The following is a 13,616-nucleotide window of genomic DNA, read 5'->3' as shown; positions in this document are numbered from 1 at the left end:
TTAAATCTAACGTTTTTGATGAAAACACTCCTTAAGTTTTTAAAATATCGTGTCCACTTTTTGCTGACGATTTACAATAATAAAAATAATGTAAATTTGAAACAACTATAATAATTATTATAATTATGCAATCAAATCTTGAATGGTTCAGAACATTTAGAGCCATATACGAAACAGGTACGATGAGTGGTGCGGCAAAGCAACTGTATGTTTCACAACCCGGCGTAGGTTTACACCTAAATGCACTCGAAGTCTATACTGGCTTTCCATTATTTGAACGTACAGCACGAAAAATGATACCAACTGAAAAAGGCAAATTGCTCTATCAGCAAATGTTGAATTCATTACTTTGTTTAGAAGATATTGAGACTCGTTTTCAACGAAAATCGGGTAACGATAGGGCAACCGTAAGTGTTGGTATGTGCGTAGAAACATTTCAACAAGCTTTAGAGAAACATATTCCAAACCTGGGTTTTAATTTAATTATGCAGTTTGGAAGCAATGAACAATTGATGCAATCTTTGGAAAATGGTTCTGTGGATCTGATACTGACTACCTCTGTTTCCAATGGGAGTGGATTGACATATACAGCATTTACTGCAGAAAGATGTGTACTTGTTGCCGGGAAGTATACAGATATTTCCTCGTTTGATCTTTTGAATGAGGATACTACAATAAAGGAATGGATGAAATCTCAACTTTGGTATAGTACAGCGGCAGATATGGGGGTACTTAACCAATTTTGGGAAAGTAATTTCCAAGAACGACCTGGTTTTGTACCTAATTATATCGTTCCAAATAAGTTTTCCATTATCAGATGCCTGTCTGAAGGAAGTGGATTGGCCGTTTTGCCCGATTTTTTATGTAAGGATGCGATGGACAATCTTAACATCTTAAAACTTTGGGATGGTTATAAACCCATTGCAAATACATTATACTTTGGCAAACGAAAAAAATCTTTATTTATGAACGAGATAGAAATGATAGAAAAAATGTTAATCGATGAATTTCAATAGGATAGATTTGGACTCTAGATTTTATCTTTCAAAAATTTTTATTGTTGCTACTTAACCTTAGTAGATCCCATTTTCAAACAGGTCATTCCTGAATATTCGATTTTGTTGTTGGAATTTTCATAAACTGAAAATTCAAATTTGTTTGGAACTATTCTGGGCAGGTTTGTATTGGATTTGGGGGAGGAGCGTAGTCGTAACTAGTCTATCGAGTTAAAAAATTTTTTTTATTGTTAGCAACATATAATTGGATTAAAATCATTTAAATTAATCATGAAAAGAAGGTGTTGTACGCTACAAAAAGTTCAAATAAATAATAAATTCTTAATTTTCAGTTTTATTTATTACCTTTGATTTATAATCAGGCCCTGCCGACGCTTCTCTGAAACCGATCAGTTTACTCATCTTTTTTAGTTTTCGCATTTACAGCTGCTAATTTGTTATCAAGTATTTGATGCAGAAACTATTTGAGAATGTACTCCTTCAAACTCATATAATTCGATCTTTATTGATTATCAATCTGATTGGTTAGGACAATTTTTGTTCTAAAAAAATTCGGCCTTAGGCCATTAACAAAATATTTAATTTAATACATTTCAAAATGCAACAAGGAAAAGTAAAATTCTTTAACAACACAAAAGGTTTTGGCTTTATTACACCAAATGATGGTGGTGATGATTTATTTGTACACTCAACGGGACTAAGAGACAACATCAGAGAAAATGATGAAGTTACATACGATATAGAAAGAGGACAAAAAGGTCTTAACGCGACAAACGTTCGCATCGCATAATATTCCTTTAATTATTGTAATTGAATGATGTGGTTGAAGCATGTATTTGCTTTGCCACATTTTTTTAAAAGGTTCCATCATTAAATCAATGATGGAACCTTTTTAATTTTTTGAAATTATACTTTTCAATTCTTCGCTAGGATTGATTTAATAAATTTTTTGCTGCCTGAATATGTTGTTCATCTTGTGTTTCTAAGGCAAAAGAACCATAGGCTAATGGACTAGCAGCTGCTCTTTCTACAATTTGATCAAACATGCCATCCCAAGTTTGCCCGCCTAATTCTTCATAAGCTTTTAATAAATCTTTTAAACTTTCCATGGAAAACACATTTAGATGACCTGAAAAGTCCATTGCAGAATCGCCCATGTGAGCTGTGGACCAATCTATTATCCCAGAAATATGACCATCTTTACTGCTCATGACATGGCCCGCATATAAATCACCATGAATAAATTTACTAAAGGTAGGCCAGAGCTGATCATTATCCAACCAACGTTGATACCTAGTTGCTAAGTTTTTAGCGATTCCAATTTCTGATGATACGCGTTGGAATTGATTATTAATCTCCAATCTTATTGCCTCTGGTGATTTTACTTCCAATTGGTGATGTTCGATTTCTTCGAGTGGAATCGCGTGCAAATCGACCAAAATACTAGCTAATGATGGGATGTAATGTGGGCTTGTTTGATCCATAAACCATGTCACTTCATATGTTTGGGCATCATAAGTTAAAACTGGGTTATTTTGTAATAAGGGATAGGCAACTAATTCATTAGTAGCAATAAGCCAGTTTGGAACTTCTATGGATAAATGAGATTTTACTAAGTCTAATATTCTTTTCTCTTTTTGGATTTGATCATACATATCCGACCTACGGGGAATTCTTAAAACCCATTGTTTATTCTTTAAATCTTGAGCAAAGCCTATTTTAAAGTCGATGCCCATCTCATTTGTTTTTAATATTTCTTGTATGGACAATTCATGTTTTAGTGCCAGCTTTTTAATTTCTTGATGGGTCATAATTTCTTAGGTTAAACAATACGAAATAAGTTGATCTAAGCGTAAATCTAATAATTTCACCTTGGATAAACAGCATGGGGAATGTTCAGAACAAAAATGTTTTCTTATGATTCCATACAAATCCTTACGAAATATTCCATTAAAATAGGTGATAGGTTTTATGTTACAACTCTACCAATTCGATAACTATTGTCTTTATGATTTGATTGTTTGTGTAAAATTATCACTACGATTAAGTGTGTTAGTTTAAAAATTAAAATATATCAATTGTCGGCATGATTTTAGAAGCATAGCTTAAAGCATGATTACAAAATTTAATTCTATGAGTAAGATAACAGTATATCACTTAGCAATATTTGCATTTTCAATAATCATTATGGGTTGTCAGAAGGATAGTTCTAATCCTGGGGAAGATGTAAATAGCAATTATTTAAAAGTTTCGGTAGATGGGGTTGAAAAAAATTACCCTACTGTTTCCGCTTATTGGGTAGAAGGCGGCAATTATTTATCTATAAATGCCGTTGATCAAAATAAAGAGTCTTTGGCTATTACGGTAATGTCTGAAACTAGCCGAGTTCCGATTGGGCAATATAGTTTACAGGACAATTCCGGATTTACCTTGCTATCGATGCATAGTTTGTTTAACGCTGAAAATCAGCTCCATCATACCGCTACACGAAATACAGTGGCAGTAGAAGATGATTTTCAATTAAAAATAGATAAGATAACTAATTCTTCGGCGGAAGGTTCATTTACGGGTACGTTAGTCCGAGTAGAAGGATTAAATACCCTAGGTAAAATCGTATTAACTGGAGGAAAATTTAAAACAACTATAAAACCCAATTAATCATTTGCATACCAAAGCATATTTGCTTTAATATACCCAAAAGTCACGGGCTAAGTCAATTTGATTTAGCCCGTATTTTTTAGCATAATATTCTTTTTCCAAGTTTAAAATATTGACTTGTTAGAAAATAACTCCTTTTAAAAACATACGAAACGATTAATTTAATTGTTATAACTTACTTATTATTAGTAAAATAAATATTTGTTTATTTAAATATAATGTTTACTTTAGAATTATATTAGCCAGTTGCTTAATCAATTTACACATCTAACTTCCTTTTACACAATACCATTACTTTAATTTTTCTTAATTAATAATCTAATTATTCTTTTAGTACCGGGTATACTTATCATTCTATACGTTCCTCTGGAGCCTAAAAAATAAATAGAGTACAAGGCCATAACAATGAATACATACTGTAAATTCTAATAAAAAGAACAGTATTAACCTTATTATTTATTGAATTATGTTGGTACGTAAAATTTTCCCATTTGGTTCAGGTGTCTCACCCAGAGATACTATAAATATTATTTTACTAGCTGAAGGTTTTACAGCAGGACAAGAACTAACGTTTTACAATCATTGCCTAGATTTATTACAACGCTTATTAAACTGTTCACCCCTGCAATACACGCATGTTAAGCCCTATTGGCTAAATGTCTTTATCCATTTTAAAGAAAGCAATCAATCGGGACCAGATTTAAACACGTTAACTTCAGCACAAAGGACAGCCTATGAATCCGTTTTGACTCCGTCATCCGAGTTATTAAATTTAAATCACCAGCTTATTGCAAATGAAATAGACAGCCTTAAAGCAAAAGACCATAGCAGCACAGTTAAATTAGCAGATTTAATGGTAAAAGGTAAAGGGATTGGAGAAAATGGAAATAGTTTGATTGCAGTATTAGTTCCAAGTTCTGGGGCGGGAGGTGAATTCGAGTTAACAAATCCTAATTCGAGTCAATATCCCTATATAGCAACAACCTTAGACGGATTTTGGCATCAAGTCATTTTTCGAGGATTAGGAAAGCTGTTAAAACTAGGGGATGAGTTTGATTTAGAAGGGCCTAATAACTTGTCTCCAACTGAAGAAAAAGGAGAATCGATACATCATAACTACCCCAACTTAATTTATTCTAAAAGTGGGATTTCAGGAGTCCCAACAGCATCCTTTAAATGGTTTCGATTATTAGGTGCTTCCGAAAGATTACAAGCTTTGTCTGTTCATACTAACGCCGGAGCAAGCATAGACCGAACATTGCTTGATCCAATGTACATGAATGATCAAGTAGAATTATGGGAGGGAGCTGGAACCTTTAGAAAGAATGTTTACAGATCATCACCAGATTGTTTAATGCGTAGAAGAACGGGAGATAAGAGTCTTCCACTCCGAAAACAAGAACTTTCATTATGTAGAATTTGTCAAGATTATCTATTTACAATCATTTAAATTTTACGTCATGCCTCGATTAAATACACAGAAAGTAAAATTTAACCAAGTTAGTTGGGTGCCTACAAATGGAAATGCGGGCAGCTTAGAGATTGTTCCCTTAAATGCTTCAGGATCTAGTTTTAATCTGACAGATAAACCAAGCAGTGTGACTGCCAATAATCCCTATTGGCAATTTTCATTTCAAATAGGTAATAAAGGGATTGAAGTATTTGATATATCCGTTCATGATTCGCAAGGAGCAGGAACACATGAACAAGTCATTCAAAAAATATCGTATGACGGCTTTGAGATTGATTTTGAAGGTGGAGGCTCTGCAAATTTTGACTTCTCAAGTGCTTTATCACGTACAGATGCATTTGCTCCAATATTAAAAGTAGGAAGAAACGGTGCGATTGGTACTGATCATTTATTTCAAAAAGGAATATATTTAAAGCTATATGATGATTTAGCAGGTCAATGTCCTTGTGAGGTTGAATTATCAGTGGTATTTCGAGGAGCGATGAATGACAACGATCCCGCAGGAGCGGCTATGGTAATGAAATGCTGGCCAGAAGTAGGTTTTTTATGGAAATCAGGAGGAACTAAGAGAGTCAGTAAATTCCGTGCTACTGTTAAACCAATCGTAAGAACCCAAATGTTCCCAGGCTTGCATGCTGGACACCATGGGTCTGCGCCTGTTACGGAAAGTGTAGCTAATTTTTTTACAGATAGAAATGCGTTTTCGAATCCATTGCGAGCAGTCGCAGGACATAATAGTATGGTGTTTCAATCTGGAACCATATTACCGGGTGCCTTAACCATATTAGGACCTATTCTAGCTAGTAATTTTCCGGATTGGGCAAATATCTTTGATAGCAGGAATTTAAACATCAGCCATGGTAAAAAAATAAGAGCGGTCTATGGACCACTAGATGGGGCTAACGCGGAAGGGATAGATTATTTTTCTCAAAGTAGAGAAAGGGATTACCTTTATGCCTCCGGGATTTTAAAACACGTAAAAGCACCAAGGCAGGGCTATTACGACAATACCCATATCCATGGCAAAATGTCTCATGCCACTAAAAATGGCGATGTTCAAAGTCATGCACCCTTCTGTATACATTCATGTATGCATATCCATTGGCGATGGTCTGAATCAAATGTCAATAAAGCTTTACTGTTTCCTGGAGTAGATTCCAATTGGTTTAAGGGCTGGAGTTCTGTTCCACCTTTTGAATCAAATAGCACTCGAAATGCGCCATTAATTCCTCCAAACCAGAGTCTAAAGGTTTCAATTACGCATCCAAATGCAAGCAATTCGTCGGATACGGGGGCATTGGATGTATTAAACAAATTGCTTTGGTATGAGGTGGAGATTCAAAACGCTGAAACCGTCCCATTTGATGCAGATACCGTTCAGGTTATCTTTTCTCAAGGTATGGGTTGGGCATTTAAATTTGGATATGCCGATATAAGCCCACTTACCGACAGTCAATTGAGCACTATATTCCATGAGTTTTATGATTTGATTCGATATTTTGATACCAGTTTAGCAGGAACTACTGAACAAATTCCAGACGGTTCACACAGTTCCACCGTCCTAAGTCCTTCAATAAAAATGGAAGAATTATGAGTGATTTTGTAAAGCCTATCGCCCTTGCGCTGAGTGATTCTTTAGTACCCTTAAAGATTGCGCTCCGAAATGAACAAGAATTTGAACTCTTGTTATTGCAGTTTGGATGGTATAGTAATATTGCCTCAGGATCGATGCAGGCTATTGCAACGGCATTTGATGTTGTTGATAAGGTCGATGATATGCTTGCTGCTGTACAAGAATTAATTCATGGCAGTTCTGACAAAACGCAAGCGGCTATCGCGCTTTTTAACGCTATTAAACCAATTCTTAAACGGTTAAGTAGTCTAGGTGATACGTCGCTTTCAGGATTACCAGGGCCATTAGATTCTCCTGTATTTTGGAATGAGATGGCTGAAGTGTTATTTGAAGGATTAATCGTTCGGTATTTAGAACACTATCAGCCCTCCATATTCAGTATTTGTCATGTTTTGGGTGTGATACGATTCGAACAAGTAAGTCCTATTGGTGCAAACCGAGTCAATTATCAGAAAGCCAATATATACTGGGAAAAATTAATAACAATTATTGGAAACCCATACGATCAGTTCAACAATACCTATTCATGGAATTTGCCTGGACAAGATTTCAAACATGTAGCGTTTATAGATGCTTTACAACGTGCTTTTTTAAGTTTTCAAATTCCTGTACGTAGAAATTTGCCGAGAAAAAGATTGGTAGATGCAGCCTTAAATGCAAATACTTGGTCTCCTCAAGGAATTAAAGAATTATATATACCCATTATTCGGGAGGTATCTCCAACGGATTCCTCCATGTGGGAAATGGCATTAATCATCATGCCTATTCCTGAAAATAAATCTTCCACGGCTGCAGCAAAGGGTTTATTATTTAACCCGGTATTTAATGGAATGGTGAACTTGGGTATCCCATTAAGCCAAGACATTAATCTTTACCTCAAGGGTTCAATGAATTCTGAAAATTTACTCTTAATCAAAGCAACTCCATCCCAGACAACATTTGATTTTGACCTGGATAGTCCAGAAATCTTTGGAGAATTTGGATTACTCGGTAAACCTGAAAACCCTTGGATTATTATCGGAAATCCTGGAGGAACTCGTTTAGAATCTGAAGGATTTAAAATCGCTTTAGGTGTAAAAGGTTCTATTGCAGATCCGGAATTTTTATTTATGATGAGTACAGGGGAGGGAGAAGGAGAAGATAAACCAGTTATCCGATTTTTATTTCAACCAGCAAATGATGGCGCAGATTCTTTTCTAACTAAATTATTAGGAGAAGATCCGCTAGTCATAGAGTTTGATATGGGATTATCTTGGAGTTCAAAACATGGGGTTCTATTTGAAGGGCAAATTGGATTTGAAATTGCAAAGTCCCTTAACTTAGATATCTTCTTTATTCAGTTGACGACCTTATATCTACAATTCAAAGCAGGAATCCACGACAATAAACCAGCTGTCAATTTAAGTGTTGGCTTAGGCATAAAAGCAAATTTAGGTCCTCTAGTGGCAATGGTGGAAAACATAGGAGTGAGTACCTCCTTGGTTCCTTTGGAAAAGAATGAAGGATTGTTTGGAAATCTAGATTTGAAATTTGGTTTTAAACCACCTAATGGTATTGGTTTATCCATTAATGCAGGCCCTGTAAATGGTGGCGGTTATTTATTTCTAGATTTTGATAAGGAGGAATACGCTGGAGTATTGGAATTAACGATTGCGGATATGGTATCTGTCAAAGCAATCGGATTAATTACTACCAGAATGCCTGATGGCAGTAAAGGATTCTCGATGTTAATCATCATCACTGCCGAATTTAATCCAGGTTTACAGTTAGGATTTGGTTTTGCACTTATAGGCGTTGGTGGTTTATTGGGCTTGAATCGAACTGTTCTATTGGATCCTTTACGAGATGGTGTGCGTACCGGTGCTGTAAATAGCATCATGTTTCCTACGAATGTTGTTGAAAATGCACCTCGTATAATCAGTGATTTAAAAGCTATTTTCCCTCCTTATCAGGATAAGTTTCTGATTGGCCCTATGGCCAAAATTGGTTGGGGTACACCAACCTTAATAAGTTTATCCTTAGGATTAATCATAGAGATTCCCGGCAATATTGCCATTTTAGGCGTACTCAAATTAATTTTACCAGATGAAGCTGCTCCTGTTGTGAAAATACAGGTTGCTTTTATTGGAACCATAGATTTTGGTAAAAAATTACTGACTTTTGATGCCAGTTTATTTGACTCAGCAATTTTGCAAACCATGACCTTAGAAGGTGATATGGCTTTGCGCGTAGCTTGGGGAAATGAGCCTAATTTTGTCCTTTCCGTAGGTGGTTTTCACCCTGCTTATACACCTCCTCCTTTATCATTGCCTAGCATGAAAAGGCTGTCAATAAGTATTTTAAACACAAACATTGCCAAAATTAGGGTGGAATGCTATCAGGCGGTAACTTCTAATACCGTACAATTTGGGGCAAAAGCTGAAATTCTATTTGATTTAAAAGTTTGTTCCATCCAAGGACACATCGCCTTTGATGCCTTATTCCAATTTAATCCATTTTATTTTATCATATCCATTTCCGCTGGATTCAGTTTACGCGCTTTAGGAATAGACATCATGACGGTAAGGATTTCAATGTCCTTGGAAGGCCCTACACCTTGGCGAGCAAAAGGAACCGGAAAAGTATCCTTACTCTTCTTTGATATATCGGCCAACTTTGATAAAACTTGGGGAGAAACAAAAAATACAAGTTTACCAGATATTCACATTCTACCTGTATTTTTAGAGCAATTAAAACAGCCTGAACAATGGAATAGTTTAATAAAAGCGGGCAAAAATTTATTAGTAGCATTTAAAGAATTGGACGAAGTTTCCAAAGCCTTGTTGATTTTACATCCTGCGGCTAGTCTAGTTTTAAATCAGAAACTGTTGCCTTTAAATTTACTTATAGATAAAATAGGAAATCAGAAAACCGCAGATATTAAAGAAATAAAAATCTTGTCGGCTAACTCCAACGGTATTACCTTATCCCTTCAAGAAGTTAAAGAAAATTTTGCGCGTGCGCAGTACCAACAAATGAGTGATGCCGATAAACTATCCAAGCCAGCTTTTGAAAAGTTGTCTGGGGGTGTGGAAATTTCTATGGGCAATGATACCATGGTGGCTGGCAATATGGTTAGAAAGGTAGTGAACTATGAATTAACAATTATAGATAAAGTACCAGTCAAACTAATTAGTTGGAAGGAGTTTTTTAAAAATGGAGATTATTTATTTGCGCATTTTATCGATGGAGCGAGTGTAAGTCAATCTGTATTATCCAAACATTACAAGAAAAAATTAGATCCATTTGAAGATAAATTGGCCGTTCATGAAGAATTATTCAGCGTGGTTTATCAAAGGGATAATAAAGCCTATTCGAGTCAATCTGTATTTGCAAGCGAATTTGAGGCAAGCCAATTTATGCAACAGCAAATCGCTGCAGAACCCGCTTTGGGGAAACAGCTTCAAGTCATATCACAATTTGAACTGGAGGAAATATGAGCCCAATAAATGCAAGTTATAGTTTTCTGCCTTGGTTAAGGCAGGGGATATCTAGAAATATTTCGCAAGCAGATGGAGATGCCAATGTGAAATTACGGGCAAGTATACCGATCGAAATTGTTGTGGGAGGTACACAAGTCGATGGTACGGCTCTAAGCCCTGAAAAGATCACGAAGGAGGTGTTTCTCTATGGACCTGGAGATGTTATTGGGATTGAAAATAAAGCAATTATCAAGCAGGAACCAAAAAATTGGATTACCAATTTTGAACCGAATTATTTACCATATATCGACTTTTACGAAGAAGATTTCCCATGGCGATATAGTCCAGTTGCTGCAAATGGACAACGATTAAAGCCATGGTTAACACTCGTGGTGCTGAAAGAAGATGAATTTATAGAAATAAAAAATATTGATAAAAAACCTCTCGCTAGTTTCAAGCTAAACGAATCTATCCTAGCGACTGATGTTTTTCCGAATGCAAATGAACTTTGGGCTTGGGCTCACGTCCATGTTAATAAGGACTTATCAGACGGTGCAGCGCAGCATTCATTCGATCAGCAACAAATTAGTATTAATCTTCAAAATACTATTAAACAAAATCCTGATCGAGCGTATGCCAGGATTTTAAGCCCAAGAAAGCTAACTGCTAATGCCGCTTACCATGCTTTTCTCATCCCCACATTTGAATCAGGCCGCTTAGCAGGTTTGGGCTTAGATATAGATCCAAACCTGATGGCTAGTAAAAACAGTTGGGAGGGTTCAACAAATCAGGAATTTCCTTATTACCACCGTTGGTTTTTCAGAACGGGTGATGTGGGAGATTTTGAATATTTAGTAAACCTGTTGCAACCTAAGCTTGCAGATAAGTCCATAGGATATCGAGATATGGATGTCCTTCATCCAGGTATTAATCTCCCTGGAATCACAAACTCAGAACTTAATGGTGTATTGAAATTGGGAGGTGCACTACGCGTTCCATTGGATACATTAAAAGATAAGGATAAACAAGAGGTACTGAAATACGAGCAATGGGATGAATCTCCTTATCCACATGCATTCAGTATTGCATTAGCAGACCGAATCAATTTATCTGATCAATATCTTCAGCCTAGCAATTCTATTGAATCCATAAATCAACAAGCTCGAATACTGTTAAATAATGGAGATGCCGATCCAGATCCAGTAATTACTGTACCCTTGTATGGAAGATGGCATGCCTTACAACAACGACTATTGAAAGATCGCGATAATCAACCTTTACCACATCAAAGAAACTGGGTACATGAGCTTAATTTGGACCCTCGTTATCGTGCAGCTGCAGGCATTGGAACACAAATCATCCAGAAAAACCAAGAGCAATATATGCACGCTGCATGGGAACAAATAGGAAAAGTGGTCGAATTAAATAATAAAATTAAATGGGCACAGTTAGCTTTATATATTTCGCAACAGCTGTATAAATATCACTTCGTGCCTTTAACCTTAAATTCTTCCTTTCTGTTAAGTAGTCCAATTCATAACCGTATTTTACAAAATGAGCTAACCGTCAAATCGCAAATAGCACAAAGTATAGTTCCGAAAGCGATGACTTCAGGAAAGTTTAGACAGATTATTAGGCCAAGAGGCCATGTCATGAAAAGATTAAATCTTTCTAGCCAAATTACTCCATTTAATATTATTGAACGAGTTAATAATGCTGAAATTGAAGTGCTTCCAGCAAAGAGGGATCCCTCAGGAGGAATAACGGCTAATGATATTCCAAAAAATCCTGATGTACCAACAATACAAGTTCCATCTTGGTACTTATGGTTAAAAAATAAGTATCCAAAAATAAAGACTTATGTGCTGTATGTACTGTTATTCTTATTGGCTCTTTTCATTATTTTCCCAGCCTTGATGGCCAATTTTCTATTAAGTTTAATATTTATAGCGAGTATTGCGCTGTTCATTTATATTAGAAAATGGGATCAACTAGAAACTCATATTCCAGTACAAATCAATTTTGAACAACAGCCTAGCCAAGTAGATCAATACCCTAAAAATGACTCTTTCAAAATTGGTGCTCCTGGAGAAGTAATTTCAAGTTCAACAACAAATCAAGATAGTAAAGAAGCTCAAAATTTTAAAATTGCGCTGAAACAATCTTTAGAATTGATGGGAAATAAATGGAAGGAACCTGTTTTGCACAAGCTCCCTTTAAAAGAAATTAATGAAGCGATTATTCATAAAATAAATCCTCACTTGACCATTAAGAAACGGACAGAAGGAACTATGCATATTCCTGAGCGCATTAGAAAGAATTTTAAAGAGACATTTACCCCAGTTATGGCCTATCCAGAATTTGATTTGCCTATGTATAAACCTTTAGTGGACTTATCTTCAGATTTATTTCTTCCAAACATTCATAAAATTGAAGAAAATAGCATCACATTATTGGAAAATAACCAGAAATTCATTGAATCATATATGGTTGGTATTAACCATGAAATGTCAAGGGAATTGCTTTGGCGAGAATACCTAACCGATCAACGAGGATCCTATTTTCGACAGTTTTGGGATGTAAAGAGTTATTTAGTTCAAAAACCCATACCAGTGGATATTAAAGAAAAATTAAAAGATATTCCAGAAATACACACTTGGTCAAAAACGAATAATGCTAAAATAAACTTATCAGATCCAGATTCTTTAAGAAAAAATGAATTAGGAACTCATAACCAACGAGCCGCTCAAAGTGGCAAAACACAACTTGTATTGGTGATTCGAGGTGAATTATTGAAAAAATATCCCAATGCCGTAATCTATGCACATAAAGCAGATTGGGGAATTGAGAATGGACAGAAAAATGTGAAAGCTGAACGGGATATTGTAAAACTAAGTCCAAGCCAGGAAGAGAATCCTCCAGAAGACTTAATTAAAACTCCAATTTTTGAAGCAAAGGTAGATCCTGATATATATTTCTTTGGATTTGATTTAGATGATGAAGAAGCTCGAGGAACGATAAATCCTACGCAAACCTCTGATCATGCAGGATGGTTTTTTATGTTAAAAGAAAGACCTGGAGAACCAAGATTTGGTTTGGATATCGATCAACACAAATTAGTCAATTGGAATAATCTTTCATGGAAAGACTTGGGATTGGTAGATGGTCAATGTATCCAATTAAATAAAAGTATAAACTTGCAACCGTATAACCCCGTTATTGATCAGGAAAATAAGCCAATAGAGGATGATCAACAAGCCCAATGGAATTCGAATACAGACTCATCACAACTAGCATATATTTTATATCAGGTACCGGTAATGGTGGCCGTACATGCATCGAGAATGCTTCCTAAATAACGCATTATAAGAGGAATT

At 35.7% G+C, this 13,616-nt stretch carries 8 protein-coding genes; 7 read left to right on the top strand and 1 reads right to left on the bottom strand.

The window, feature by feature from the left end; translation table 11 throughout:
* Window positions 1-125: 125 nt before the first annotated feature.
* Window positions 126-1,016 (top strand): LysR family transcriptional regulator, encoded by an 891-nt coding sequence (locus tag ACFRAE_RS14910; protein ID WP_422797966.1) that lies wholly within the window; start codon window positions 126-128, stop codon window positions 1,014-1,016.
* 598 nt (window positions 1,017-1,614) lie between these two features.
* The gene (locus ACFRAE_RS14905; protein WP_422797965.1) at window positions 1,615-1,806 is read left to right on the top strand and encodes a cold-shock protein; all 192 of its coding nucleotides are present in this window, start codon (window positions 1,615-1,617) and stop codon (window positions 1,804-1,806) included.
* 136 nt (window positions 1,807-1,942) lie between these two features.
* Here ACFRAE_RS14905 and ACFRAE_RS14900 read toward each other — a convergent pair whose 3' ends face one another.
* Window positions 1,943-2,827, bottom strand: a complete 885-nt coding sequence (locus ACFRAE_RS14900) for a macrolide 2'-phosphotransferase (protein WP_422797964.1) — start codon at window positions 2,825-2,827, stop codon at window positions 1,943-1,945.
* A 322-nt stretch (window positions 2,828-3,149) separates the two neighbouring features.
* On the opposite strand from ACFRAE_RS14900, the gene ACFRAE_RS14895 reads away from it, so the two are divergent.
* From ACFRAE_RS14895 to ACFRAE_RS14875, 5 genes are all read left to right on the top strand, one after another.
* Window positions 3,150-3,674: a hypothetical protein gene (locus ACFRAE_RS14895; RefSeq protein WP_422797963.1), complete on the top strand. Its 525-nt coding sequence runs from the start codon at window positions 3,150-3,152 to the stop codon at window positions 3,672-3,674.
* Between the two features lie 466 nt (window positions 3,675-4,140).
* Window positions 4,141-5,124, top strand: coding sequence for a hypothetical protein (locus ACFRAE_RS14890; protein WP_422797962.1), 984 nt, complete (start codon window positions 4,141-4,143; stop codon window positions 5,122-5,124).
* Window positions 5,125-5,134: 10 nt separating this feature from the next.
* Window positions 5,135-6,739: a hypothetical protein gene (locus ACFRAE_RS14885; RefSeq protein WP_422797961.1), complete on the top strand. Its 1,605-nt coding sequence runs from the start codon at window positions 5,135-5,137 to the stop codon at window positions 6,737-6,739.
* Complete coding sequence (locus ACFRAE_RS14880; RefSeq protein ID WP_422797960.1) at window positions 6,736-10,257, top strand: DUF6603 domain-containing protein; 3,522 nt, start codon at window positions 6,736-6,738, stop codon at window positions 10,255-10,257. The genes ACFRAE_RS14885 and ACFRAE_RS14880 overlap by 4 nt, the downstream gene beginning before the upstream one ends.
* Window positions 10,254-13,598, top strand: coding sequence for a hypothetical protein (locus tag ACFRAE_RS14875; protein WP_422797959.1), 3,345 nt, complete (start codon window positions 10,254-10,256; stop codon window positions 13,596-13,598). The genes ACFRAE_RS14880 and ACFRAE_RS14875 overlap by 4 nt, the downstream gene beginning before the upstream one ends.
* The last annotated feature ends 18 nt before the right edge of the window (window positions 13,599-13,616 follow it).

It is taken from the genome of Sphingobacterium sp. HJSM2_6 (assembly GCF_049316305.1).
Classification (GTDB): domain Bacteria; phylum Bacteroidota; class Bacteroidia; order Sphingobacteriales; family Sphingobacteriaceae; genus Sphingobacterium.
The sequence above is the reverse complement of the archived record's forward strand: the minus strand, read 5'-3'. Positions and strand labels throughout refer to the sequence as shown.

Bases quoted from the DNA above. Each gene is read 5' to 3' on its own strand.
- ACFRAE_RS14910 (WP_422797966.1), top strand. From the start codon at position 126: ATGCAATCAAATCTTGAATGGTTCAGAACATTTAGAGCCATATACGAA.
- ACFRAE_RS14905 (WP_422797965.1), top strand. From the start codon at position 1,615: ATGCAACAAGGAAAAGTAAAATTCTTTAACAACACAAAAGGTTTTGGC.
- ACFRAE_RS14900 (WP_422797964.1), bottom strand. From the start codon at position 2,827: ATGACCCATCAAGAAATTAAAAAGCTGGCACTAAAACATGAATTGTCC.
- ACFRAE_RS14895 (WP_422797963.1), top strand. From the start codon at position 3,150: ATGAGTAAGATAACAGTATATCACTTAGCAATATTTGCATTTTCAATA.
- ACFRAE_RS14890 (WP_422797962.1), top strand. From the start codon at position 4,141: ATGTTGGTACGTAAAATTTTCCCATTTGGTTCAGGTGTCTCACCCAGA.
- ACFRAE_RS14885 (WP_422797961.1), top strand. From the start codon at position 5,135: ATGCCTCGATTAAATACACAGAAAGTAAAATTTAACCAAGTTAGTTGG.
- ACFRAE_RS14880 (WP_422797960.1), top strand. From the start codon at position 6,736: ATGAGTGATTTTGTAAAGCCTATCGCCCTTGCGCTGAGTGATTCTTTA.
- ACFRAE_RS14875 (WP_422797959.1), top strand. From the start codon at position 10,254: ATGAGCCCAATAAATGCAAGTTATAGTTTTCTGCCTTGGTTAAGGCAG.